The sequence below is a fragment of the Streptomyces sp. NPDC052682 genome (genome assembly GCF_040678435.1).
In the GTDB taxonomy this organism is placed as follows: Bacteria; Actinomycetota; Actinomycetes; order Streptomycetales; family Streptomycetaceae; genus Streptomyces.
Genome location: NZ_JBFATS010000007.1, coordinates 171,003 through 195,257 on the forward strand (window position 1 = coordinate 171,003; position 24,255 = coordinate 195,257).

The 24,255-nt window shown below is 72.7% G+C and carries 20 protein-coding genes; 8 read left to right on the plus strand and 12 right to left on the minus strand.

The window, feature by feature from the left end:
* Positions 1–4: 4 nt before the first annotated feature.
* From pcaH to AB0K80_RS13130, 4 genes are read right to left on the minus strand one after another with little or no spacing between them, the layout of a single operon-like run.
* Positions 5–778 carry a protocatechuate 3,4-dioxygenase subunit beta gene (gene pcaH, locus AB0K80_RS13115; protein ID WP_365668837.1) on the minus strand — a complete coding sequence of 258 codons (774 nt, stop codon included), beginning with the start codon at positions 776–778 and terminating at the stop codon, positions 5–7.
* A gap of 33 nt (positions 779–811) precedes the next feature.
* The gene (locus AB0K80_RS13120; protein WP_365668839.1) at positions 812–2,014 is read right to left on the minus strand and encodes a thiolase family protein; all 1,203 of its coding nucleotides are present in this window, start codon (positions 2,012–2,014) and stop codon (positions 812–814) included.
* A 19-nt stretch (positions 2,015–2,033) separates the two neighbouring features.
* The gene (locus AB0K80_RS13125; protein WP_365668841.1) at positions 2,034–2,678 is read right to left on the minus strand and encodes a CoA transferase subunit B; all 645 of its coding nucleotides are present in this window, start codon (positions 2,676–2,678) and stop codon (positions 2,034–2,036) included.
* A complete protein-coding gene (locus AB0K80_RS13130) occupies positions 2,678–3,433 on the minus strand; it encodes a CoA transferase subunit A (RefSeq protein ID WP_365668843.1) in 756 nt (251 codons plus the stop codon). The genes AB0K80_RS13125 and AB0K80_RS13130 overlap by 1 nt, the downstream gene beginning before the upstream one ends.
* 208 nt (positions 3,434–3,641) lie before the next feature.
* Here AB0K80_RS13130 and AB0K80_RS13135 point away from each other — a divergent pair, with 208 nt between their 5' ends.
* Complete coding sequence (locus AB0K80_RS13135) at positions 3,642–4,109, plus strand: MarR family transcriptional regulator (protein WP_365668845.1); 468 nt, start codon at positions 3,642–3,644, stop codon at positions 4,107–4,109.
* A 15-nt stretch (positions 4,110–4,124) separates the two neighbouring features.
* Here AB0K80_RS13135 and AB0K80_RS13140 read toward each other — a convergent pair whose 3' ends face one another.
* The gene (locus tag AB0K80_RS13140; RefSeq protein ID WP_365668847.1) at positions 4,125–5,120 is read right to left on the minus strand and encodes a DUF3048 domain-containing protein; all 996 of its coding nucleotides are present in this window, start codon (positions 5,118–5,120) and stop codon (positions 4,125–4,127) included.
* Between the two features lie 204 nt (positions 5,121–5,324).
* Here AB0K80_RS13140 and AB0K80_RS13145 point away from each other — a divergent pair, with 204 nt between their 5' ends.
* Positions 5,325–6,515, plus strand: a complete 1,191-nt coding sequence (locus tag AB0K80_RS13145; RefSeq protein ID WP_365668849.1) for a zinc-dependent alcohol dehydrogenase — start codon at positions 5,325–5,327, stop codon at positions 6,513–6,515.
* A gap of 26 nt (positions 6,516–6,541) precedes the next feature.
* On the opposite strand, the gene AB0K80_RS13150 is transcribed toward AB0K80_RS13145, so the two are convergent.
* Positions 6,542–7,606 (minus strand): ATP-dependent DNA ligase, encoded by a 1,065-nt coding sequence (locus tag AB0K80_RS13150; protein WP_365668850.1) that lies wholly within the window; start codon positions 7,604–7,606, stop codon positions 6,542–6,544.
* Positions 7,607–7,680: 74 nt separating this feature from the next.
* Between AB0K80_RS13150 and ligD the strand changes: the two genes are divergently transcribed.
* The gene (gene ligD / locus AB0K80_RS13155) at positions 7,681–8,739 is read left to right on the plus strand and encodes a non-homologous end-joining DNA ligase (protein ID WP_365668852.1); all 1,059 of its coding nucleotides are present in this window, start codon (positions 7,681–7,683) and stop codon (positions 8,737–8,739) included.
* Here ligD and AB0K80_RS13160 read toward each other — a convergent pair.
* Positions 8,726–10,879, minus strand: a complete 2,154-nt coding sequence (locus tag AB0K80_RS13160) for a family 16 glycoside hydrolase (protein ID WP_365669162.1) — start codon at positions 10,877–10,879, stop codon at positions 8,726–8,728. The two genes, ligD and AB0K80_RS13160, sit on opposite strands and share 14 nt — an antisense overlap.
* Before the next feature lie 44 nt (positions 10,880–10,923).
* A complete protein-coding gene (locus AB0K80_RS13165) occupies positions 10,924–13,401 on the minus strand; it encodes a ThuA domain-containing protein (protein ID WP_365668853.1) in 2,478 nt (825 codons plus the stop codon).
* Positions 13,402–13,564: 163 nt separating this feature from the next.
* On the opposite strand from AB0K80_RS13165, the gene AB0K80_RS13170 reads away from it, so the two are divergent.
* The 4 genes from AB0K80_RS13170 to AB0K80_RS13185 all read left to right on the plus strand — a co-directional run bounded on the left by AB0K80_RS13170 (position 13,565) and on the right by AB0K80_RS13185 (position 16,908).
* Positions 13,565–14,509, plus strand: a complete 945-nt coding sequence (locus AB0K80_RS13170; protein ID WP_365668855.1) for a multicopper oxidase domain-containing protein — start codon at positions 13,565–13,567, stop codon at positions 14,507–14,509.
* Between the two features lie 87 nt (positions 14,510–14,596).
* Positions 14,597–15,634 carry a LacI family DNA-binding transcriptional regulator gene (locus AB0K80_RS13175; RefSeq protein WP_365668857.1) on the plus strand — a complete coding sequence of 346 codons (1,038 nt, stop codon included), beginning with the start codon at positions 14,597–14,599 and terminating at the stop codon, positions 15,632–15,634.
* A 121-nt stretch (positions 15,635–15,755) separates the two neighbouring features.
* Entirely contained in the window at positions 15,756–16,547 is a 792-nt protein-coding gene (locus tag AB0K80_RS13180; protein ID WP_365668859.1) for a VOC family protein, read from the plus strand.
* A 115-nt stretch (positions 16,548–16,662) separates the two neighbouring features.
* Positions 16,663–16,908, plus strand: coding sequence for a WhiB family transcriptional regulator (locus tag AB0K80_RS13185; protein WP_365668861.1), 246 nt, complete (start codon positions 16,663–16,665; stop codon positions 16,906–16,908).
* Positions 16,909–17,001: 93 nt separating this feature from the next.
* Here AB0K80_RS13185 and AB0K80_RS13190 read toward each other — a convergent pair whose 3' ends face one another.
* From AB0K80_RS13190 to AB0K80_RS13205, 4 genes are all read right to left on the minus strand, one after another.
* Positions 17,002–17,976, minus strand: coding sequence for an acyl-ACP desaturase (locus AB0K80_RS13190; RefSeq protein ID WP_365668863.1), 975 nt, complete (start codon positions 17,974–17,976; stop codon positions 17,002–17,004).
* Positions 17,977–18,192: 216 nt separating this feature from the next.
* Positions 18,193–18,969 (minus strand): dimethylargininase, encoded by a 777-nt coding sequence (gene ddaH / locus AB0K80_RS13195; protein WP_365668865.1) that lies wholly within the window; start codon positions 18,967–18,969, stop codon positions 18,193–18,195.
* Between the two features lie 1,078 nt (positions 18,970–20,047).
* Positions 20,048–21,673: an ABC-F family ATP-binding cassette domain-containing protein gene (locus AB0K80_RS13200; RefSeq protein ID WP_365668867.1), complete on the minus strand. Its 1,626-nt coding sequence runs from the start codon at positions 21,671–21,673 to the stop codon at positions 20,048–20,050.
* Between the two features lie 588 nt (positions 21,674–22,261).
* On the minus strand, positions 22,262–22,678 hold the full coding sequence (locus AB0K80_RS13205) for an SsgA family sporulation/cell division regulator (protein WP_365668869.1): 417 nt from the start codon (positions 22,676–22,678) through the stop codon (positions 22,262–22,264).
* Between the two features lie 322 nt (positions 22,679–23,000).
* On the opposite strand from AB0K80_RS13205, the gene AB0K80_RS13210 reads away from it, so the two are divergent.
* On the plus strand, positions 23,001–24,188 hold the full coding sequence (locus AB0K80_RS13210) for an oxidoreductase (RefSeq protein ID WP_365668871.1): 1,188 nt from the start codon (positions 23,001–23,003) through the stop codon (positions 24,186–24,188).
* Positions 24,189–24,255 lie beyond the last annotated feature (67 nt).

Genomic DNA, 24,255 nt, shown 5'->3' on the forward strand with positions numbered 1-24,255 from the left:
GCGGTCAGCGTCCTTCCTCGATCCAGGTGGCGTTCGGGCCGTCCAGCACCACGTCCCAGCGATAGCCGAGGGAGAACTCCGGCACCGACAGGCTGTGGTCGTACGTGGCGACCAGGCGCTGCCGTGCGGCGTCGTCCGTGACCGACTGCAGGATCGGGTCGTAGGCGAAGAGCGGGTCGTTCGGGAAGTACATCTGCGTCACGAGCCGCTGGGTGAACGCCGTGCCGAAGAACGAGAAGTGGATGTGCGCCGGCCGCCAGGCGTTGACGTGGTTGCGCCACGGGTACGGGCCGGGCTGGATGGTGGTGAAGCGGTACCAGCCGTCGTCGTCGGTGAGGGTGCGGCCGACACCGGTGAAGTTCGGGTCGAGCGGGGCGTCGTGCTGCTCGCGCCGGTGGGCGTAGCGGCCCGCCGAGTTGGCCTGCCAGATCTCCACGAGCTGGCCGCGCACCGGACGTCCGGCGCGGTCCAGGACCCGTCCGGAGACGGTGATCCGCTCGCCGATCGGCTCGCCGGGGTGCTGGCGGGTGAGGTCGTTGTCGATCTCGGTGATGTCCCGCTCCCCGAACGCGGGGGAGGACAGCTCCACCAGTTCCGGGTCCCGGGTGACGTCGATGGTGATCGGCGGTTGCTTGGGGTGCCGCAGCACCGAGGAGCGGTACGGGGCGTAGTCGCGGCGGGGATGGTGCTCGACGGGCGCGCCGTCGGCCACGGCCTTCTCGTACGCGGCGTGCTGGGCCGCGATCTCCTGGTCGATGTCGTGCTGTGTGAGAGTCATGGGGGTCCTAGCGTTCTGCGGCGGACGGGGCGGTCAGCGTTCGAGGACGAGGGCGAGGCCCTGGCCGACGCCGATGCACAGGGCGGCGACGCCGGTTCCGGAGCCCTTGCGGGCGAGCTGGTGGGCGACGGTCCCGGCGAGCCGGGCCCCGGACGCGCCGAGCGGGTGGCCGAGGGCGAGGGCACCGCCCTGCGGGTTGAGGATCGCCGGGTCGAACTCGGGCCATTCGGCGAGGCAGCCCAGCACCTGGGCGGCGAAGGCCTCGTTCAGCTCCAGCACGTCCAGGTCGGCGAAGCGCTTGCCGGCCTTGGCGAGGGCGCGGTGCACGGCCTCGACGGGGGCGAGCCCGAACCAGTGCGGGTCGGTCGCGAAGACGCCCGTGGCGCACACCCTGGCCAGCGGTTCGCGGCCGGTGGCCCTCAGGCCCTCCTCGTCGGTGAGCAGCAGCGCGGCGGCGCCGTCGTTGAGGGGGGAGGCGTTGCCCGCGGTGACCGTGCCCCCCTCGGGCCGGAAGGACGGCCTGAGCCGGGCCATCGCCTCGAGGGAGGCGTCGGGGCGTACGCACTCGTCGGCGGCGACGACGACCGCATCGCCCTTGCGGCGGGGAACGGTCACGGGGACGAGCTCGGCGTCGAACAGGCCCTGCGCCTGGGCGCGCGCCGCCTTCTGATGGCTGTGCAGGGCGAACTCGTCCTGCTGCTCGCGGCTGATCTTGTGCTTGTCGGCGATCAGTTCGGCGCTCTCGCCGAGCGGGACGGTCCACTGCGGGTCCATCCTCGGGTTGACCATGCGCCAGCCGAGCGTGGTCGAGTACAGCTCGGTGTGCCCGGCCGGGAAGGGGCTCTCGCTCTTGGGGAGCACGTACGGCGCGCGGGTCATCGACTCCACTCCGCCCGCCACCACGACGGAGGCATCGCCGCAGGCGATGGCGCGGGCGGCCTGGACGACGGCCTCCAGGCCCGAGGCGCACAGCCGGTTGACGGTCACGCCGGGCACGGAGGTGGGCAGCCCGGCCAGCAGGGCGGCCATGCGGGCGACGTTGCGGTTCTCCTCACCGGCGCCGTTGGCGTTGCCGACGTAGACGTCCTCGATGCGGGACGGGTCCAACCCCGGTGTGCGGGCGAGGAGTTCGCGCAGGGCGTGGGCGGCCAGGTCGTCCGGCCGGACCCGGGCCAGGGCGCCGTTGTAGCGGCCGATCGGCGTGCGCACCGCGTCGACGAGGTAGACGTCCTTCACCGCATGACCTCCAGATCCTTCACTTCACGGCCTCCACCACGGTCACGTCCGCGCCGGTCCGCGCGGTGATCTCCTCGGCGGTCACCCCGGGCGCGCACTCCACCAGCACCAGCCCGTCGCCGGTGACGTCGAGGACGCCGAGGTCGGTGATGATCCGGTTCACGCACCGCCTGCCGGTGAGCGGCAGCGTGCACTCCCGGACGATCTTCGGGGAGCCGTCCTTGGCGGTGTGCGTCATGACCACGATGACCGTCCGGGCGCCGTGGACCAGGTCCATCGCTCCGCCGATCCCGGTGACCAGCCTCCCCGGGACGGCCCAGTTGGCCAGGTCGCCGCAGGCGGAGACCTGCATGGCCCCCAGCACCGCCACGTCGATGTGCCCGCCCCGGATCATCGAGAACGACAGCGCCGAGTCGAAGAAGGACGCCCCGGGCAGGACGGTGACCGTCTCCTTGCCGGCGTTGATCAGATCCGGGTCGACCTGGTCCTCCGTCGGGTAGGGCCCGGTGCCGAGGATGCCGTTCTCGCTCTCCAGCACCACCTCCACGCCCTCGGGCAGGTGGTTGGGGATGAGGGTCGGCAGGCCGATCCCGAGATTGACGTACTGTCCGTCCCGCAGCTCCCGCGCCGCCCGCGCGGCCATCTCCTGACGCGTCCAGGCCATCAGCTGCTCACCGTCCGCTGCTCGATCCTCTTGTCCGCCGCCTGCTCGGGGGTGAGGGCGACGACCCGCTGCACGAAGATGCCCGGCAGGTGCACCGCGTCCGGATCGATGTCCCCCGGCTCGGCCAGCTCTTCCACCTCGGCGATCGTGATCCGCCCGGCCATCGCCGCCAGCGGGTTGAAGTTCCGGGCGGACTTGTTGAACACCAGGTTCCCGTGCCGGTCGCCCCTGGCCGCCCGCACCAGCGCGAAGTCGGTCCGGATCCCGCGTTCCAGGACGTACTCCACCCCGTCGAACTCCCGCACCTCCTTCGGCGGGGACGCCACCGCCACCCCGCCGGAGCCGTCGTACCGCCACGGCAGTCCGCCCTCGGCGACCTGCGTGCCCACTCCGGCCGGGGTGTAGAAGGCGGGGATCCCGGCCCCGCCGGCGCGCAGCCGCTCCGCCAGCGTGCCCTGCGGGATCAGCTCCACCTCCAGCTCGCCGGCCAGGTACTGCCGGGCGAACTCCTTGTTCGCCCCGATGTACGAGCCGGTCACCCGCGCGATCCGCCCCGCCGCCAGCAGTACCGCCAGCCCGGACTCCATCGCCCCGCAGTTGTTCGAGACCACCGACAGCCCGCCCACCCCGCGCTCGTACAGCGCCTGGATCAGCACGTTCGGCACACCGGACAGCCCGAAACCGCCCACCGCCAGCGACGCGCCCTCCGGCACGTCGGCCACCGCCTCCGCGGCCGAAGCGACCACCTTGTCCATCCGACAGGCCCCATCTCTTCCAAGCGCCCCGACCAGATTAATCAGGGCACTGAGTATTTCAGCGAGGTGATCCTCACGCTGCCATCGCAGGGCCGGACCGTCAAGACCCCAGCAAGCATAGGCACGGTCACGACCGCCGGGCGCAGACAGGGCGCTGTCGTGCCGGGTATCGTTCCGTGCACCAACGAAAACGACCGTGGGAGCGCACATGGCCGCGGTGGACCTGACCACCCATCCCGGGCACCTGGCCCGGCGGCTCCAGCAGGCGCACTACCTGCTGTGGAACACGATGGTCTCCGAGGAGATCACCTCACCGCAGTTCGCGGTCCTGAACACGCTGGTCGACGAGCCCGACCGCCTGGACCAGCGCACCGTCGGCGAGCGCGTGGGCCTGGACCGGTCGACCATCGCCGAGGTGATCGGCCGGCTCATCCGCCGCGGGCTGCTGGAGAAGGTCCGCGATCCCCAGGACGGCCGCCGGTTCCTGCTGCGGCTCACCGACGAGGGGGTGCGCACCCACCGCAAGCTGACCGTGCGCACGGCCCGGATGAACCAGGTCTTCCTCGCCCCGCTGACCGCCGAGGAGCAGACCGTCTTCTTCGACCTCATCCGGCGCGTCGCGGACGCGGCCGAGGGCCTGCGCAACCCGGCGGAGACCCTGGCGGCCCCGCGCTGAGCGGCGCCCTTCGGCTCAGGGCGCCTTGACGTACAGGATCCACACCTGGCCCCGGGCCATGTGCACCGGGGCGCCGTCGCCGGTGGTGAACGTGGTGCCGTCCTCGGCGTGTTCCCGCTGCCACCGCACCTCGTGGGCCCGCCCGTCGCGCAGCACCGTCGCCTTCCCGGAGCCCACCGTCTCGGTGTACGGCGAGTTGCTGCCGCGGAAGTCCCGGTAGGCTGACGCGCGGATGGTCACGTACTGCACGACCACGGTCGCGGCCGTCAGTTGCCGGCCGTCCGCCGTCGCGGGGCTGCCGTCCATGGCGACCAGCCAGCGGTCGCGGGCGGGGGACCAGGTGAAGGTGAACCGGGCCGCCGGATAGCGCACCGTGCGCGAGGCCGTGGCCGTGCCGCCCTCGGGGGCGGGGCCGTCGTGGAAGCCGGTGGTCAGCGCCGCCTCGCCGGGCGCGGAGCGCATCAGCCGGCCGGGCCGCAGGTAGAGGTTGTGCGGGGCGGCCCTGGCGGTGCCGCGGAAGTAGGCGCCGGAGGCGTCGGCGGGCGACCTGGCCTCCAGCGGCGCCTTGTCGATCACCGGCAGGAGCTTGCTCTGCGCCCCGGAGAAGGCGAGCACCGGCCGGTGGAACTGGCGCAGCAGCTCCAGGTCGGACTCGCGTGCGCTGCGCACCGGTCCGACCGCCCGCGGCAGCCTGGTCGCGTACAGCGCCATCAGCCGGCTCATCCCGCCCTCGACCTGCTCCACGTACACCACGTCGGCGGCGCCGAGGCCCGTGTGGGGGCGGGCGCCCCGGGCGTTGTCGAGCTTCACGGCCAGTACGGGCGGAGCGGCACGCTTCTGACGGGGCGACGGTGGGTGCGCGGAGCCGCGCGGCGACTCCCGCGGCGAGCCCCGGCCGTCGTCGCCCGGGCCGTCCGCACCCGTACAGCCCGCCGCCAGGGAGGCGGTCAGTGCGGCGGCCAGCAGCGCCGTCGTCGCCGCGGCGCGCCGTGTGCGCGCCCTTCGTCTCATGCCCACCGTCGCCCCCGCGTTTCAGATCATCCATTTTTCTCGATTGTGCGCTTATAGGGCCATTGCTGGCCACAAACGACCGGATTCGGTCGGCGGTGGCGTTTCCGCCGTCGGTCGACGCGGCGCACGGTTCACGGGGGACCCGCCCGGGTACCCGGGCGACGCCGTACGACCGACGCGCGCACGACGGAGGGAGCGCGAGGCATGAGGGCAGTGACCTGGCAGGGCAAGCGGGATGTGCGGGTGGAGAACGTGCCCGACCCGACACTGCAGGAACCGACGGACGCGATCATCCGCGTGACCTCCACCGGACTGTGCGGGTCCGACCTGCACCTGTACGAGGTGCTCACCCCGTTCATGACGCCGGGGGACATCCTCGGGCACGAGCCGATCGGCATCGTCGAGGAGGTCGGCGCGGGCGTGCCGGACCTGCAGGCCGGGGACCGGGTCGTGGTGCCGTTCCAGATCGCCTGCGGCAACTGCTGGATGTGCCTGACCGGGCTCCAGACCCAGTGCGAGACCACCCAGGTGCACGGCGAGGGCATGGGCGCGGCGCTGTTCGGCTACACCCGCCTGTACGGCTCGGTGCCGGGCGCCCAGGCCGAGTACCTGCGCGTCCCGCAGGCGCAGTACGGTCCGATCAAGGTCCCCGAGGGCCCGCCCGACGACCGCTTCGTCTACCTCTCCGACGTCCTGCCCACCGCCTGGCAGGCGGTCGCCTACGCCGGCGTCCCGCAGGGCGGCAGCATCGCCGTCCTGGGCCTCGGCCCCATCGGCGACATGGCCTGCCGGGTGGCGCAGATCCGCGGCGCGGGGCGGGTGTTCGGCGTGGACCTGGTCCCGGAGCGGCTGCGCCGGGCCCGCGAGCGGGGCGTGGAGACGTACGACCTGCGGGCCTTCGACAACGAGAAGGAACTCGTCGCCGCGATCCGTGACGAGACCGACGGGCGCGGCCCCGACGCCGTGATCGACGCGGTCGGCACCGAGGCCCACGGCAGCGCGGCGGCCAAGCTCGCCCAGCAGGCCTCCGCCCTGCTGCCCCGCAAACTGGGCGGCCCGCTCGCCGAGCGCTTCAGCGTCGACCGGCTCGCCGCCCTCTACACCGCCATCGACCTGGTACGGCGCGGCGGCACCATCTCCCTGTCCGGGGTGTACGGCGGGATGGCCGACCCGATGCCCATGCTCACCCTGTTCGACAAGCAGATCCAGATCCGGATGGGCCAGGCCAACGTCCGCCGCTGGACCGACGAGATCCTGCCGTACCTCACCGACGAGGACCCCCTCGGCGTGGAGGACTTCGCCACCCACCGCGTCCCGCTGTCCGACGCCCCGCACGCCTACCAGATGTTCCAGCGCAAGCAGGACGGCGCCGTCAAGGTGCTCATGCAGCCGTAGCAGCACACCGGAGCGGCGCAGAGCGGCTACGGGCCGAAGATCTCCGCCAGGTCGTAGCGGACCGGCTCCTGCAGCTGCTCGTAGGTGCAGCTCTCCGGTGTCCGGTCCGGGCGCCAGCGGCGGAACTGGGCCGTGTGGCGGAACCGCTGCCCGTTCTCCATGTGGTCGTAGGCGACCTCGGCGACCCGCTCCGGCCGCAGCGGCACCCACGACAGGTCCTTCTTGGCCGACCAGCGGCTCGGCGCACCGGGCAGCCGGGCCGTCTCGTGCGCCGCCTCGTCGGACCAGGCCGCCCACGGATGTCCCCGGACGTCGTCCATCCGCAGCGGCTCGAGCTCTTCCACCAGCTGCGCCCGCCGCTTCATGGAGAAGGCCGCGCACACGCCCACGTGCTGCAGCGTGCCCCGGTCGTCGTACAGGCCCAGCAGCAGGGACCCCACCACGGGCCCCGTCTTGTGCAGGCGGTAGCCCGCGACCACGACGTCCGCCGTGCGCTCGTGCTTGATCTTGTACATGGCGCGCTCGTCCGGCAGGTACCGCAGGTCCAGCGGCTTGGCGACGACCCCGTCCAGTCCGGCCCCCTCGTACTGCTCGAACCACTCCTCGGCCACCTCCACCTCGGTGGTCGCCGGAGCCAGGTGCACGGGGGCCGTGACGTCCGACAGCGCGATGCCGAGGAGGTGGCGCCGGTCGGTGAGAGGAAGGTCCATCACCGACTCGTCCGCCAGCGCCAGCAGGTCGAAGGCCACGAACGACGCCGGGGTCCTTTCCGCCAGCATCCGCACCCGGGAGTCCGCCGGGTGGATCCGCTCGGTGAGCGCGTCGAAGTCCAGCCGCCCCTCCCGCGCGATCACGATCTCCCCGTCCACCACGCACCGCTCGGGCAGCCGCTCCCGCACGGCCGTCACCAGCTCCGGAAAGTACCTGGTCAGCGGCTTGCCGGTGCGGCTGCCGAGCTCCACCTCGGGCCCGTCGCGGAACACGATCGCCCGGAACCCGTCCCACTTGGCCTCGTACTGCATCCCGGGCGGGATCTTCGCCACCAGCTTGGCGAGCATCGGCTTGACGGGGGGCATGACCGGCAGATCCATGTTCCGATTCTGCGCGCTCACGCCAGGTATCGCCCGGTGTGCGAGGTACGCCCGGTACGCCTACCGTGGCTCGCATGGGTGACGCGGTGGAACTGGAGGTCGGCGGCCGTACCGTGCGGCTGTCCAGCCCGGACAAGGTCTTCTTCCCGGAGCGCGGTTTCACCAAGCTGGACCTCGCCCGCTACTACCTGGCCGTGGGCCCCGGGATCCTGCGCGCCCTGCGCGACCGTCCCACCACCCTGGAGCGCTACCCGGAGGGCCTGGGCGGCGAGTGGTTCTTCCAGAAGCGGGCGCCGAAGAACATGCCCGGGTGGATCCCGACCGCGCACATCACCTTCCCCAGCGGCCGCAGCGCGGACGAGATGTGCCCGACCGAGGTCGGCGCCGTGGTGTGGGCCGCCCAGTACGGCACCCTCACCTTCCACCCCTGGCCGGTGCGCCGCGGCGACGTCGACCGCCCCGACGAACTGCGCATCGACCTCGACCCGCAGCCCGGCACCGACTACGGCGACGCCGTGCGCGCCGCCCACGAACTGCGGGCGGTCCTCGACGAGTTCGGCGGGCTGCGCGGCTGGCCCAAGACCTCCGGAGGCCGCGGCCTGCACGTCTTCGTGCCGATCGAGCCGCGCTGGACGTTCACCCAGGTGCGGCGCGCCGCCATCGCCGTCGGGCGGGAGATGGAGCGGCGGATGCCGCGGCACGTGACCATCAAGTGGTGGAAGGAGGAGCGCGGCAAGCGGATCTTCCTGGACTACAACCAGACCGCCCGCGACCGCACCATCGCCTCCGCCTACTCCGTACGGCCCCGCCCGCACGCCCCCGTCTCCGCCCCGCTGCGCTGGGAGGAGGTCGGCGTCGCCCATCCCCGGGACTTCGACCTGGCGACCATGCCCGCGCGGTTCGCCGAACTCGGCGACGTCCACGCGGACATGGACGACCACCGCTTCTCCCTGGAGGCCCTGCTCGACCTCGCCCGCCGTGACGAACACGACCACGGGCTGGGCGACCTGCCGTACCCGCCCGAGTATCCGAAGATGCCGGGGGAACCCAAGCGGGTACAGCCGAGCCGGGCGAAGAAGCAGAAGCCGGCGACGACCGAGCCCCCGGCGGCCCGGCCTCCTACAGCTCCTTGATCCGGATGTCCCGGAACGAGATCACATCCGTGGTCCCGTGCACCTGGAGCCCGATGTAGCCGGAGGCGAACCGCCGCCCGTCCGTGCCCGGGTCGTCCGAGCGGGGCGGGGAGAATTCCTGGCCGCCGATATTGTCGAACTCGTTGATCAGCACACCGTTGCGGTAGACGGAGTAGTGCTGGCCGACCACCCGGATCTCGTAGTCGTTCCAGGTCCCCTTCTGGGTGACGCCGGCACCGGCGAGGCCGACCCGGTCGAAGCCGTAGACCGAGCCCGTCTTGTACTGGTCGCCGTCGGGCCGGTCGAGCACCTGCACCTCGTGGCCGTACTTGATGGCGACCCACTCCGGCCGCGGCTCCTCCGGGTGGTCGTGGACCCACGGGAAGCGCACGAACACGCCCGAGTTGGCGTTGCCGGTGCCCGGCGCGTCGTCACGCCACTGCAGGCGCAGCGAGAAGTCGCCGTACGTGCGCTGCGGGAACCACAGCATGCCCATGCCCGGCCGGGTGGTGCCGGAGGTGAGGGAACCGTCGGGGTTCAGCGCGAACGAACCGCCGCCCACCTGCTGCCACCGGGCGAAGGACTCCGCGGTGCCGTCGAGGATCGTGCGGTAGCCCTCCTGCCGGCCGGGCCTGCCGATCCCCGACTCACGGGCGGCCCGGTGCACGGCGTCGTACTCGCGCTGGTCGACGACCCCGTGCTTCAGCAGCCGGTCCAGCACCGACTTCACGTGCTTGAGGAACAGCGCGTGGGACGTCCACTCCTTCTCGTCCTCGATCAGCTCGTTGATCCGGCAGCGGCTGTCGGTGATCCGGTTGGGCACCCCCGAGTCGACCGTGCCGACGATCACCGTCGACCGCTCGTCGAACTCCGGGCAGGGCGGGGCCGGGACCTGGCCGGCGACCACCGTGAGGCTCACCGTGCGGGCCGGGGAGGTGTTGCCGGCCTTGTCGGTGGCCCGGTAGGCGAGGGTGTGCGCGCCCGCGCGGTCCACGACCACCGGCCCGGTGTACGCCAGGTAGGGCCCGCCGTCCAGCGCGTACTCGATGCGGTCCACGCCCGTGCCGCCCGTGTCGGTGGCCGCGACCGTCACCTTCGCGGTGCCGATGTAGGCCCCGTCGGAGTTCTTCGTGCCCTCGACGCTCACGCCCGTCACCGGCGGGGTGGTGTCCTGCGCGGGCGCCGTCACGACCATGAACGTGACGCTCTTCTCCGCCGACACGTTGCCCGCCTTGTCGGCGGCCCGGTAGCGCACCGTGTGGGTGCCGGGCTGGTGCACCATGACGGGCGCGGTGTACGGCTGCCAGGCGCCCGACGCGCCGAGGGCGTACTCGATCCGGTCGACCCCCGTCCCCAGGTCGGAGGCAAAGACCGTCACCGTCGCCATGTCGAGGTACGCGCCGTCCGCGTTCCGCTCGCCGCCGACCGTCGCCGACGTCTCCGGCGGGGTGGTGTCGTCCGACGGCGCGGCGACGACCGTGAACGTGACGCTCTTCTCGGCGGAGACGTTGCCCGCCTTGTCCAGCGCCCGGTAGCGGACCGTGTGGCTGCCGGCCTGGTCCACGACGACCGGGGCGGTGTACGGCTGCCAGGGGCCCGACGCGCCGAGGGCGTACTCGATCCGGTCGACGCCCGAGCCGCCCTCGTCGGTGGCGTGGATCGCCACGGAGGCCGAACCGACGTACTGGCCCTGCGGGTTCTGCGTCCCGGCGACGTGCGCCGACGCCTCGGGCGCCGTGGTGTCCCCGCCGCCGGGCCCGGTCACCACCAGGACGCCCTGCATCTGCCCGTGCCCGGGGATCGTGCAGTGGTAGAGGTAGCGGCCCGGGGTGAGCGTGACCTCGGCGGTGTGGCGGCCGCCCTGGTCGTCGTTCGGATTGGCCAGGATGTTGAGCTGGACGTCGTCGTTGTACTCGGGGTCGCTGGTGACGAACGTCAGCGTGTGCGGCATGCCGGTGGTGTTGCCGGTCGCCGCGCTGTTCTCGAAGACGATGGTCGCCGCACCGGCCACCGCCGTCGCCGGTGCCGAGGTGTACGTGGTGATGTCGTCGCCGGCGGTCCAGGTGAGGACCTGGGCCGCGGCGGCGGCCGGGGGCACGTCCTGTCCGGCGGCGACGGCCGGTGGCAGTCCGAGCACCATCAGCACGGCGGCCAGCAGGGCCGTCCGGATTCTCCTGTGCCGTCTCACCGCTGTGTCCCCCTCGCCAGCTGATCGGCGGCCGGTGTCGGACCGCCGCCCGTGTAGGTCACCCGCCACAGCGCCGACCGGGAGTCGGAGGTGAAGAAGCCGCGGCCGTAGTCGAGGACGTACAGCGCGCCGTCCGGGCCGAACTTCCAGTCCATGAGGTTGCGGATGCCGTCGTTGCCGGCCGGCACGATCTTCTTCAGCGACTCCGCGTGGACGGGCAGCCCGCCGTCGCCCTGTGTCCTCGGGTCCATGAGCACCGCGTGGCGCGGCTGGTCACCGTCGTAGAAGTCGCCGACGAACCACTTGCCGTCCCAGTACTCCGGCCACTTGACGTCACTGGAGGCCGCGACCAGGCCGTGCCGGTAGACCGGCCCGTTCATCGCGGCCTGCCCGCCGCCCTTGAGCCACGGCAGGCGGTACGTGGCCTCCTCCGGCCGGTACGACGGGACGCCGTTCGCGTCGCGCGGGTAGTCCGGCGCGCCGCCCTGCGGGGAGTACCAGATGTTGTTGCCGGTGACCGGCGGCAGGTTCACCAGGCCGTCGTTGTTCGGCGACTCGTTCTTCGGGTGGTCGCAGTCGTACCAGCCCAGCGGCTTCGACGGGTCCGGCAGGTTGCGGTCCCGGTAGGGCTGCTGGTCGCCCATGCAGTACGGCCAGCCCCGGTTGCCCGCCTTCGTGATGACGGCGAACGTGTCGTACTTGGCCGGGCCCCAGGTCGGGGAGGGCGCGGAGGCGTCGGGGCCCACCCAGCCCGCGTACAGGATGTCGGTCGACTTGTCGACGAAGATGCGCGCCGGGTTGCGTACGCCCATCACGTAGATCTCGCCGCGCGTCTTGCCGCCGCCCTCGTCGGTCTCCCTGCCGGTGAAGAGGTTGCCCTCGGGGAGGGTGTACGTGCCGTCCGGTTCCGGATGGATGCGCAGGATCTTGCCGTTGAGGTTGTTGGTGTTGCCCGCGGTGCGGCGCGCGTCCGCGAAGGAGACACCCTTGAAGTTCGGCTGCGGGTTGTTGCCCGAGTAACCGCCGCTGAAGCCGCTGGAGTTGTTGTCGCCGGTGGCGATGTACAGGTTGCCCCGGGAGTCCCAGGCCATCCCGCCGCCCGCGTGGCAGCAGCTGTGGATCTGCACCGGCCAGGCCAGCAGCACCTTCTCGCTGCCCAGGTCCAGCTTGTCGGTGGCGAGGTCGAGGGTGAAACGGGAGACGCGCCGCTCGGCCATGTGCGTCTCCCGGTCGATGCGGGAGTGCGGCGTGTAGTGCAGGTACACCCAGCCGTTCTGCTCGAAGCGCGGGTCCAGTTCGATGCCGAGCAGCCCCTCCTCGACCTTGGTCAGCTCGTCCCCGCCGCCCTTGTTGCCGAAGACGGTCAGCTCGCCGGCGAGGGTGACCTGCCTGGTCCTCGGATTCCAGACGTGGACCTGCCCCTTGCCCTTGCCGATGTCGGGGTTGTTCCAGTCCGTGATCACGGGCTGGGAGGAGTCCGCGCCGCCGCGGCCGATGGAGAACACCCGGCCGTCGGGCGCCGTGACCAGGCCGTGCGGCTCGCCGATCTGGTCGCTGCGCCCCGGCTGGTTGGGGCGGGTCAGCCGTTCGGCCTTGTAGTTGCCCGCGATGGTCGCCTTGCAGTCGGCGCGCACCAGCCGCGTCGCCCACAGCAGGGCGCCGCGCAGATGGGTGCGGAAGTCCGTCTCGTCGTACGACGCCGCCGTGCCGCCCATGGCCGTGTAGAAGGAGCGGCCGCCGTCGTAGTCGCGGCACCAGCTCACCGGATGGTCCGAGCCGTTGCCGCCCGCACCCGGCTGGTAGGTCGACTCCCGCACCCGGGCGACGGTGTGCACCTCGCCCGACGGGTTCCTCACCCAGTTCAGCCACTTGTCGGGGCGCTTCCACTGCACCGGCAGGTCCTTGGTTGCCGGGTGCCTCCGGTCGCCGACCTCGACGGTGGCGCGCTGCACGGCCGCCGGGGAGGAGGCGGCCGGGCGGGCGCCGACCAGGCCGGTGAACCAGTCGGAGTACGGCTCCGCGCGGGCCGCGTCATGGATGCCGACGAAACCGCCGCCGGCCTCCATGTAGGCCTCCAGGCCCGCCTCCTGCTCGGCATCCAGGACGTCTCCGCCGCCCGTCAGGAACACCACCGCGTTGTAGCGCCCGAGTTCGGCGGCGTTCGTGAACACCGCGGCGTCGTCGGTGGCCTCGGCCTCGAACCGCTCACCGGCCGGCCCGGACAGCCCGATCCTCTCGATAGCCGCGATCCCGGCGTCGACGACCGGCGACTCCTCCCCGGCCGCCGCGGAGCCGTGGAAGATCAGCACCCGTACGTCCGCGCCGCCCGGCGGCGCCTTGATCGACATCGTTGTCAGCGGCTCGGGCGCCGGGCGCGCGCCGGCCGCGGGAGCGGACAGCAGCCCGGCGACGACTCCGGCGGTCGCGGTGACCGCCCAGAGATGTCTTCTCGTGCTCAACCCTCGTAAGTGCATGGGCACCTCCTCGGTCACAGCAACAGCGCCAAGGAACCTAGACGCCTTTGTGTCAGCCGCCAAGAGGTATGGACCAGATCTGACGAACTTTGTCCCGGGTGTGGATAAACCCGCGATGCCCGGCTACCGTCTCGAACTCCGCGACCTCAGTGGGGAGTTCGGCATGGACAGACGCAGCTTCAACCGGCGCGTCCTGCTCGGCGGCGCGGCCGTGGCGACCTCGCTGTCCCTGGCGCCCGAGGCCGTGGGCGCCGGCGGACCGGCGCGCACGGCAGCGGCCGGGGGCGAGGTCAGACGCGTCAGGCTGTACGCGGAGAAGCTCGCCGACGGGCAGCTGGGCTACGGCTTCGAGAAGGGCAAGGCCACCGTCCCCGGCCCGCTCATCGAGCTCAACGAGGGCGACACCCTGCACATCGAGTTCGAGAACACCCTGGACGTGCCCGTGAGCCTGCACGTCCACGGCCTGGACTACGAGATCAGCAGCGACGGCACCCGGCTCAACGGCAGCCATGTCGAGCCGGGCGGCACCCGCACCTACACCTGGCGCACCCACGCCCCGGGCCGCCGCGCGGACGGCACCTGGCGGGCGGGCAGCGCCGGCTACTGGCACTACCACGACCACGTCGTGGGCACGGATCACGGCACCGGCGGGATCCGCAAGGGCCTGTACGGCCCGGTGATCGTCCGCCGCAGGGGCGACGTGCTGCCGGACCGCACCCACACGATCGTCTTCAACGACATGCTCATCAACAACAAGCCGGCGCACAGCGGCCCGCACTTCGAGGCCACGGTGGGCGACCGCGTGGAGTTCGTCGTGATCACGCACGGCGAGTACTACCACACCTTCCATCTGCACGGGCACCGCTGGGCCGACAACCGCACCGGCATGCTCACCGGGCCGGACGACCCGAGCCAGGTCATCGACAACAAGATCGTGGGCCCGGCCGACTCCTTCGGCTTCCAGGTGATCGCGGGGGAGGGGGTCGGCGCGGGGGCCTGGATGTACCACTGCCACGTCCAGAGCCACTCCGACATGGGGATGGTGGGGCTGTTCCTGGTGCGCAAGCCGGACGGGACGATCCCGGGGTACGACCCGCACGCGCACTGACGGGCCGGGCGCGGGGGAGAAAGAGCGCTCTCACCACTGCGTACGACCGGGGCTATCCTGATCGGCAACCGCCCAGGAGGAGCCCAGGTGACCGAGACAGCGCCCCGCCCCACGCTGGAGGCCGTGGCCGCGCGGGCCGGTGTGTCACGGGCCACCGTCTCCCGCGTCGTCAACGGCGCGGACGGGGTGCGCGAACCCCTCGTGGAGCGGGTGCGGCGGGCCGTGGAGGAACTCGGGTACGTCCCCAACCAGGCCGCCCGCAGCCTGGTGACCAAGCGGCACGACGCCGTCGCGGTCATCATCGCCGAGCCGGAGACCCGCGTCTTCGCCGACCCCTTCTTCGCCCAGCAGTTGCGCGGCATCAGCAAGGAGCTGACGGCGCACGACAACCAGCTCGTGCTGCTGCTCACCGAGGGCCGTGACGACCACGCGCGGGTGGCCCGCTATCTCGCCGGCGGCCATGTCGACGGCGCGCTGGTGTTCTCCCTGCACCTGGACGACCCGCTCCCCGGGCTGATCCACAGCGCGGGTGTGCCGACCGTGTTCGGCGGACGGCCGGGGTGGGCCGACGGCGGTCGCACCCCGCTGTACGTGGACAGCGACAACCGCGGCGGCGCCCGTCAGGCCGTGCGGCACCTGGCCGGCCTCGGGCGCACCCGGATCGCGCACATCACCGGCCCCCTGGACCAGACCTCGGCGGTGGACCGCCTCGACGGCTACCGGGACGTCATGGTGGACGCCGACCCGGGCCTGGTCGCCGAGGGCGACTTCACCCCGGCCGGCGGCGAGCGCGCCATGCGGGAACTCCTCGGCCGCCGCCCCGGACTGGACGCCGTGTTCGCCGCCAACGACCTGATGGCCGCGGGCGCGCTGCGGGTGCTGCGCGAGCACGGGCGGCGCGTCCCGGACGACGTCGCCGTGGTCGGCTTCGACGACATGCCGCCCGTCGCCGAACAGACGGACCCCCCGCTGACCACGGTCCGGCAGGACATCGAGACGATGGGCCGGCTGATGGCCCGCCTGCTGCTGCGCGACCTGGACCGCCCCGCCCACCAGGAGCCGGCCGACGGCGCCCCGTCCAGCGTGGTCCTGCCGACGACCCTGGTGCGGCGGGCTTCGGCGTGATGCGCCGGGTCTGACGCGCGGGGTCTTCTCCTCGGTTTCCAGCATGTCCGGCGGCGACCGTCGAAGGGCGGTGCGAGACTCGGCAGGGCAGGCACCCGGGACCTCTGGCAGGAGGGCACACATGCTCACCACCCGATCCGCCGACGGCGCCCCGAACTGGGTCGACCTCGCGACCGCCGATCTGGAGGGCGCCACCGCCTTCTACGAAGGCCTGTTCGGCTGGCAGTTCCGCTCCGCGGGCCCGGAAGCCGGCGGCTACGGCTTCTTCCAGCTCGCCGGCCGGACCGTCGCGGGTGGCCAGCGCACCGAGTCCGCACCGGCTCCGGCCTCATGGACCGTGTACTTCCGCAGCCCCGACGCGGATGCCACGGCCCGGGCGGCCGAGCAGGCCCGCGGCGGTGTGCCCGTGGCGCCACTGGACGTGCTGGACCAGGGCCGGATGGCGGTCCTCGCCGACCAGACGGGCGTGCCCTTCGGCATCTGGCAGCCGGCCCGGCGGCAGGGCGTCGACCTGGCCGGTGAGCCGGGGGCGCTGTGCTGGGTGGAGCTGTACACGCTCGACATCGCCCGCGCCGCCGCGTTCTACCACGCCGTCCTCGGCTGGGAGACCTCCGCCGTCCCCTTCCCCGGCGGCGGCTACACCGGCCTCAACCCCGCGGGCACGGGCGAGGACGCCCTGTTCGGCGGTCTGGTGCCCCTGGCCGACGATCCCGCGAAGGCCGGGTCCGGGCCGCACTGGCTGCCCTGCTTCGCGGTCGACGACCCGGACGCCACGGCCGCCCGGGCCGAGGAGCTGGGCGGCACGGTCCGTATGCCCGCCGCGGCCGTGCCAGGAGTCGGCCGCATGGCCCGGCTGGAGGACCCGCAGGGGGCCCACTTCGGGATCCTCGCGGGGCGGCCGGGACAGGGCTGAGGGCCCACCCCGGGCAGCGGCGGCGCCATCATCGTGCGGTCGGACGACGCCTCGCCTCCGAGGCGTTGATCCCGCGTTGATCGAACGTTTCGCGCCGCCCGGCACATTGCTGGCCATGCACATCGACACGATCACCTCACCCGAGCTGGCCTGGCAGGAGAAGGCGCTGTGCGCGCAGACCGGGGCGGACTTCTTCTTTCCCGAGCCGGGCAGTTCCGTGCGGGAGGCCAAGCGGATCTGCGGTATGTGCCCCATCCGCTCCGCGTGCCTGGAGTACGCGCTGCACCACGACGAGCGGTTCGGTGTCTGGGGCGGCCTGTCCGAGAAGGAACGACTGCGCCTGCGGCGTACCTCGCACTGACGGACGGGCCCGCACAGCGGGGTGCGATCCCCCCTCCCCGGGCCGAGCGGCTGAGCCGGCCGGCCGGGGGAGCAGGTGGACGGCCAGGCGGGGTCAGTTGCCCAGGCGTGCTGCCAGCCGGGCCTTGCGGGCGGCCAGCTTCTCGTCGAACTTGCTGGCCTCCGCGTCCAGTCCGCCCATGAACAGGCCCAGTTCCTCCTGCGCCTGACGGCCCTGCGGGCCCAGCCCGTCGATCTCCAGGACCTTCAGGAAGCGCAGCACGGGCTGGAGCACGTCGTCGTGATGGATGCGCAGGTTGTAGACCTCGCCGATGGCCATCTGCGCGGCGGCGCGCTCGAAGCCGGGGATGCCGTGGCCGGGCATCCGGAAGTTCACGACGACGTCCCGTACGGCCTGCATGGTCAGGTCCGGGGCGAGCTCGAAGGCCGCCTTGAGCAGGTTGCGGTAGAAGACCATGTGCAGGTTCTCGTCGGTCGCGATGCGGGCGAGCATGCGGTCGCAGACCGGGTCGCCGGACTGGTGGCCCGTGTTGCGGTGCGAGATACGGGTGGCGAGCTCCTGGAAGGCGACGTAGGCGACCGAGTGCAGCATCGAGTGGCGGTTGTCCGACTCGAAGCCCTCGCTCATGTGGGACATGCGGAACTGCTCCAGCTTGTCCGGGTCCACCGCGCGCGAGGTGAGCAGGTAGTCCCGCATCACGATGCCGTGCCGGCCCTCCTCCGCGGTCCAGCGGTGCACCCAGGTGCCCCACGCGCCGTCCCGGCCGAAGAGCGAGGCGATCTCGTGGTGGTAGCTGGGGAGGTTGTCCTCCGTCAGGAGGTTGACCACCAGCGCTATCCGGCCGATCTCGGTGACCTTGGACTGCTCCTTGTCCCAGGCCTCGCCGTCCTCGAAGAGGCCGGGGAAGTTGCGGCCGTCGCTCCACGGCACGTACTCGTGCGGCATCCAGTCCTTGGCGACCTTCAGATGCCGGTTGAGTTCCTTCTCGACCACTTCCTCCAGGGCGTACAGCAGCCGGGCATCGGTCCAGACGGCGGGGCTGCCGAGGTGCGGGGAAGTGATCGTCACGGGAACTCCAGGGAACAGCTGACTACGGACTACGGTCCGGCGCGGGCGCCGGGAACCTACGGGATCGTAGGCTACGAATCCGTAGGTTACGAGTCCGTAGGTTAAGGGTGCTGTAAAGACCGCTGATCAGCCGGTGTTCCCGTGCGAGCGCGCTGGACGCACGACAGCCCCGGGACCCGCAGGTCCAGGGGCTGAACGGGAGAGAGGGTCACACGGTCAGGTGTACAGCTCCCGCAGGCGCACCGAGAGGCATGTCACACACCCTTCGAGCTTCTCGAACTCGCTGATGTCCACGACGACCGGTTCGTACCCGAGGTCCGCGAACAGCTCCGCGGTCTTCGGCGCGCTGGCCGCCATCAGCAGCTTGTCGCCGCCGAGCAGGACGACATGGGCCCCGGACTCCTCGGGCACGTGCAGGAAACGGCCGAACAGCGACGGCGCGTCCATCTTCGGGATGTGCCCGATGACCGTGCCGTCCGGCAGCGCCGTCACGGCCGACTTCAGGTGCAGCACCTTGCTCACGGGCACGGAGACCACCCGGGCGCCCAGCGGCTCGAAGGCGGCCCGCAGCTGCTGCACCCCGGCCGCGTTGGTGCGCCCGCCCCGGCCGACGTAGACCGTCTCGCCGATCTTGAGCACGTCGCCGCCGTCCAGCGTGCCGGGCTCCCAGATCCAGTTCACCGAGCAGCCGAGGGCGGCCACCGCCTCCTCGACCCCGGCGGTCTCGGCCCGGCGGGACTCGGCGCCGGGGCGCGTGATCAACGCCACGTTCTTGTACATCACCACGGTGTCCTCGACGAACACCGAGTCGGGGCAGTCGTCGGCCGGGTCCACCTCGATGGTCTCCCAGCCGTGCGTGCGCAGGGCCTTGACGTAGGCCTCCCACTGCTCGACCGCGAGACCGGCATCGACCTTCTCCCGCTCGATGTGCGTCACCAGGCCTTCGGCCAGGCGGGGGCTGGGACGGCGGACGAGGGCCTTCTTGCTGGGCACGAGCGTGACTCCGTATCGGATGGGACGTGTCGGGACCGCACCGGCGGGACCTCCGGGATCGGCCGGAACCCGACGGGCGTCGGCGGACCATCATGCAGGGCCGCCCCGGGCGAGGCCACTTCCGGGCCAGGCTCCGGCTCCGAGGCAGGCTCCCGACTCCGAGTGCCGCACCCGGCCACACAAAAACCCACACATCACCCCACCACCCCGGCCGCGCCCACCGTCCCGGGCTCCGCCTGCCGGTCTGGGCTGCGCCCGCCGGTCTGGGCTGCGTCCATCGGCCCGGGGCTGCGCCCCGCCGATCCGTGGCGCGCCCGCCAGTCTGGGCTGTGCCCATCGGCCCCCCGGGGCGCGCTTGCCGGTCCGTGCCGCGCCACCGGCCCGGGGACCCGTGGCCATGCCTGCCGGTCGTGCTGGCTGGTCTGGGCTGCGCCCACCGGCCCGCGGCCGCGCCAGCCTGCCGCGCCTGCCGGTCGTGCCCGCCGGTTCGGGGCAGGCCCGCTGATCTGGGCTACGCCCGCCGGCCGGGGCACGCCTACCGGTCTGGGCTACGCCCGCCGGCCCGGGGCACGCCTACCGGTGTGGGCTGCGCCCGCTGGTCTGGGCTGCGCGTCCGGGGCCGCGCTCACCGGACCGTGCCGCGCCCACCGCTCCGGAGCCCCGCGGCCGGGTTAGCCGGTCGTGCTCGCCGGTCCGTGCCGCGCCCGGCCCAGGGGAGCAGCCACCGGCCCTCGGCCGCGCCGGCCAGCCGGGCCTGCCGGTCCGGGGCACGCCCGCTGGTCTGGGCTAGGCCCGCCCGCCTGCCGCGCCCACCGGCCCACGGCCGGGGCTGCCGGTCGTGCCCGCCGGGTGGTCGAGGCCTACCCCGGGTCGGCGGCACGGCACGTGGCCCGGCCCGCACGCCGGCAGGGGTATACCGGTGCGCGGGCCGCGCCACGCGGTCGCACCGGTCGGCGGCCGGCACGGGCAGAGCCGCCATGCGCCGCAGCTGCTCGCCGGTGCGTACGTGCCTCCGCTTCCGGCACACACCCCCGTCCAGCCCGGCGACGGCAGCCATGCCACCCGAGCCACCCACACGCTACGCGGGAAACCCGACAGCCTCCGGCGTGACCTCCTTCAACTCCCCGTCCTCCAGCAGCAGCCAGCGCGTGATGCCGACGGACTCCAGGAAGGGCAGGTCGTGACTGGCCACGATCAGCGCACCCTCGTAGGACTCCAGCGCGGTGGTGAGCTGCCGGACACTGGCCAGGTCGAGGTTGTTCGTCGGCTCGTCCAGCATCAGCAGCTGCGGTGCGGGCTCGGCCAGCATCAGGGCGGCCAGCGTGGCCCGGAAGCGTTCGCCGCCGGACAGGGTCGCCGCCTTCTGGTCGGCCCGGGCGCCCCGGAACAGGAAGCGGGCCAGCCGGGCCCGGATCCGGTTCTGCGTGGCGTCCGGCGCGAACCGGGCCACGTTCTCGGCGACGCTCAGCTCACCGTCGAGGACGTCCAGCCGCTGCGGCAGGAACCGCAGCGGGACATGCGCCGTCGCCTCACCCGCCACCGGCTGGAGCTCCCCGGCGATGGTGCGCAGCAACGTCGTCTTGCCCGCGCCGTTGCGCCCGATGAGGGCGATGCGCTCGGGGCCGTGCAGATCGAAACCGCGCTCGACGCGGGCGCCGTACGCCAGGCGCAGGTCCCGCAGGGTGAGCACGGCGCGGCCCGCCGGTACGGCCGTGTACGGCAGGTCGACACGGATCTCGTCGTCGTCCCGGACCGCCTCCACCGCCTCGTCGAGCCGCTCCCTGGCCTCGGCGAGCTTCTCCTCGTGCATGATGCGGTGCTTGCCGGCGGCGACCTGGGCCTGGCGCTTGCGCTCACCCATGACGACCTTGGGCTCACGCTTGTTGTCCCACATCTTCTGCCCGTACCGCTTGCGGCGCGCCAACTTCACCTGCGCGTCGGACAGTTCGCGTTTCTGCCTGCGCAGGTCGGCCTCGGCGACCCGCACCATCCGCTCGGCCGCCTCCTGCTCGACGGCGAGCGCCTCCTCGTACGCCGAGTAGTTGCCGCCGTACCAGGTGATCTCCCCGGCACGCAGGTCGGCGATCTGGTCGACGCGTTCCAGCAGTTCACGGTCGTGGCTGACCACGACCAGCACGCCCGGCCAGGACTCGACGGCCGCGTACAGCCGCCTGCGGGCGTACACGTCGAGGTTGTTGGTGGGTTCGTCGAGCAGCAGCACGTCCGGGCGGCGCAGCAGCAGCGCGGCCAGCCGGAGCAGCACGGACTCGCCGCCCGAGACCTCGCCCACGGTGCGGTCCAGGCCGACGTGCCCGAGCCCGAGTTCGCCGAGCGTGGCCAGGGCGCGCTCCTCCACGTCCCAGTCGTCGCCGACGGTCTCGAAGTGTTCCTCGGCGACCTCGCCCGCCTCGATGGCGTGCAGGGCGGCCCGCTGCGCGGCGATGCCGAGGGCCTGATCCACCCGCAGGGCGGTGTCGAGCGTGACGTTCTGCGGGAGGTACCCGACCTCACCGGTGACGCGGACGGTGCCGCCGGAGGGGGCGAGCTCTCCGGCGAGGAGCTTCAACAAGGTTGATTTACCTGAGCCGTTGACGCCGACGAGTCCGGTCCGTCCGGGACCGAAGGAGACGTCGAGGCCGTCGAAGACGGTGGTGCCGTCGGGCCAGGTGAAGGACAGGGAGGTACAGCTGAGGGACGTGGACATAGGCATGCGGGCCTCGCGGTTGCTTGACGCGGTCAGGGGGCAACGCGTGTCGAGACACCGCGCGAGGGCGACGACGGGCCGGAGGGCCGGGTCCTGGGCATGCCGGGCATGAGAGAAGCCCTGCTCCGCGAGGACGGCTCGAACGCCGAGGTCGCACACCATGACGCACACACCTCACCGGTGTGACGCGGTGTCTCAGGACCTCAGACGAGCAACGTCCTTCTCCAATCGGCGGCAACAGGACCTTCTTCAACGTACGAGGGGCCTGGAAGGCTGTCAACGCATTAACGCGCCTGCCAGCCCCACCGGGTGCCCGGCGAGTTGAGTGGTCCGCATGACCGACGCCACCGCCCTGCGCGATCACGCCCCCGCGCCCTCCACGCCCTGCACCTGCCCGGCCGCCCGCTCGTCCCGCCGAACGCCCGGGACATCGCCGGCGCCCGCCTGGTCGAGGACGCGGGCGCCGCAGCGGGCCGCGCACGCGCTCGTCCGCCGTGCCGCACGGCAGCCGCTGGCGGACGGGACGTACGCGTCACTCGCCGGCGGTCTCGACCACGGCGTGCTCAACGGCCTGCTGGGCGCGTCCCGTCAGCAGGCGTCCCGCATCAGCTCCGCCAGATCGTGGTCCAGGTCGAGCTGGAGGTGCTCCAGGCCCACCGGCACGAGCTCGCTGGTGGCCTCCAGGAACCGGCGCACCTCAGCGGAGCGGATGTGCACGACCGCCGTGCCCTCGGGCGCGTGGAACTCCAGGACGGTCCGGTCGTACCCGTACGGCCGCACCCGTACGTCGCCGTGGCCCTCGGGGCCGTGCAGGCCCGCGGCGAGCAGCTCCCGGGCGAAGGTCCAGCACACCTCGACGCCCTCCAGGGTGGCGGGGGCCGGGAAGGTCATGCGGACGGCGAACGGATCGCGCCGGTCGTAGTGCAGCGTGGCGGGAATGCTCGGCATACGCGGCGCGGCGGCGACGAGGCGTGCCTCGACGGGCTGCTCGATGACGGTGGACAACGCCTTGCTCCCTCGTGACGGCTGGACGGACTTCCGGGCGGTCGGGCCGGGCACTGGAAGAGACGACGGAATCAGCCAATCCGTGCACACGAGAGGCGAGTGACCTCCATCACCGCCTTCATGCACACGCGCGTGGCGTGGCTCGTCTTACGTGCCGGGGCGGGGACCGGTGGCGTGCGCCGGGCGGCGACGGGCCGGTGGGAGGCCCTCTGGACGGCACCGGGGCGGTGGGTTAGCTTCGCCCGCCATGAGGCGCTTGGGGAGCACGCGACGCAGGAGCACACCCGGGGCGAGGGCGCGGGGGAGCGGCACACGGCAGAGGGTGCGGACCCGGAGCGGCGCGACCCTGGCGGCGGCGTGCGCGGCGGCCCTGACCACACTGACCGCCGCACCGGTCCACGCTGCCGCACCTGTTCCGGCTGCCGCACCACTCCAAGCTGCCGCATCGGCCCACGTTGCCCCGGTCGCCGCCGCCGCACCTGTCCAGACCGCCGCGCCGGTCCAAGTCGCCCCGCCGCACGAGCGGCCGCACGGCACGCCGCACTGGCGGCTGAAGGACACCGGCACCGCGGACGTACGGTTCCGCGGCCTCGCGGCCGTCAGCCCGAGCACCGCCTGGGTGGCCGGCACCAAGGGCACCGTCCTGCGCACCACGGACGGCGGAGCCACGTGGCGGAACGTCTCACCGCCGGGCGCGGGCGATGTGCAGTTCCGGGACGTCGAGGCGTTCGACGCGCGCCGGGCCGTCGTCCTGGCCATCGGCGAGGGCGAGGCGTCCCGGGTGTACCGCACCGACGACGGCGGAGCGACCTGGTCGGAGACCTTCCGCAACACCGACCCGCGGGCCTTCTACGACTGCCTCACCTTCTTCGACCACCGGCACGGCCTGGCCATGAGCGACCCGGTGGACGGCAGGTTCCGCATCCTGTCGACCGGTGACGGCGGCCGCACCTGGACGGTGCTGCCGAGCACGGGCATGCCGGCCGCGCTGGAGGGCGAGGCCGGCTTCGCCGCCGGCGGCCAGTGCCTGGTGGCCTCCGGGCCGAAGGACGTCTGGCTGGCGACCGGCGGGGCGGCACGCGCGCGCGTACTGCACTCCGCCGACCGCGGACGCACCTGGACGGCCGCCGACACCCCGCTGCCGGCGGGCGATCCGGCCCGCGGCGTCTTCGCCCTCGCCTTCCGCGACCGCAGCCACGGCCTCGCCGTCGGCGGCGACCACCGCCCCGACCAGAGCTCGCCGGCGGCCGCCGCGCACACCGCCGACGGCGGCCGCACCTGGCGCCCCGCCGCCGCACCGCCGCCCGCCTACCGCTCCGGCGTCGCCTGGCTCCCGCACAGCCGCACCGCCGCCCTCGCGGTCGGCCCCACCGGCACCGACCTGACCATGGACGCCGGCCGCACCTGGCGGACGGTCGACACCGGTTCGTACGACACCGTCGACTGCACCCGGCAGCAGGGATGCTGGGCCGCCGGCGAGAAGGGCCGGGTGGCACGTCTGGAGCACTGAGCGCGCGCTGTGCCCTGTTTGTCGGCAGTGTGGGTACCCGTTCACTGCGAGAGAGAGGAAGTGAGCG

Coding starts and splice junctions, on each gene's coding strand:
- pcaH (WP_365668837.1), bottom strand. CDS start 778: ATGACTCTCACACAGCACGACATCGACCAGGAGATCGCGGCCCAGCAC.
- ligD (WP_365668852.1), top strand. CDS start 7,681: ATGGGTGACGCGGTGGAACTGGAGGTCGGCGGCCGTACCGTGCGGCTG.
- AB0K80_RS13165 (WP_365668853.1), bottom strand. CDS start 13,401: ATGCACTTACGAGGGTTGAGCACGAGAAGACATCTCTGGGCGGTCACC.
- AB0K80_RS13150 (WP_365668850.1), bottom strand. CDS start 7,606: ATGGATCTGCCGGTCATGCCCCCCGTCAAGCCGATGCTCGCCAAGCTG.
- AB0K80_RS13160 (WP_365669162.1), bottom strand. CDS start 10,879: ATGGTGCTCGGACTGCCACCGGCCGTCGCCGCCGGACAGGACGTGCCC.
- AB0K80_RS13140 (WP_365668847.1), bottom strand. CDS start 5,120: ATGAGACGAAGGGCGCGCACACGGCGCGCCGCGGCGACGACGGCGCTG.
- AB0K80_RS13185 (WP_365668861.1), top strand. CDS start 16,663: ATGCACATCGACACGATCACCTCACCCGAGCTGGCCTGGCAGGAGAAG.
- AB0K80_RS13130 (WP_365668843.1), bottom strand. CDS start 3,433: ATGGACAAGGTGGTCGCTTCGGCCGCGGAGGCGGTGGCCGACGTGCCG.
- AB0K80_RS13145 (WP_365668849.1), top strand. CDS start 5,325: ATGAGGGCAGTGACCTGGCAGGGCAAGCGGGATGTGCGGGTGGAGAAC.
- AB0K80_RS13180 (WP_365668859.1), top strand. CDS start 15,756: ATGCTCACCACCCGATCCGCCGACGGCGCCCCGAACTGGGTCGACCTC.
- AB0K80_RS13135 (WP_365668845.1), top strand. CDS start 3,642: ATGGCCGCGGTGGACCTGACCACCCATCCCGGGCACCTGGCCCGGCGG.
- AB0K80_RS13200 (WP_365668867.1), bottom strand. CDS start 21,673: ATGTCCACGTCCCTCAGCTGTACCTCCCTGTCCTTCACCTGGCCCGAC.
- AB0K80_RS13125 (WP_365668841.1), bottom strand. CDS start 2,678: ATGGCCTGGACGCGTCAGGAGATGGCCGCGCGGGCGGCGCGGGAGCTG.
- AB0K80_RS13170 (WP_365668855.1), top strand. CDS start 13,565: ATGGACAGACGCAGCTTCAACCGGCGCGTCCTGCTCGGCGGCGCGGCC.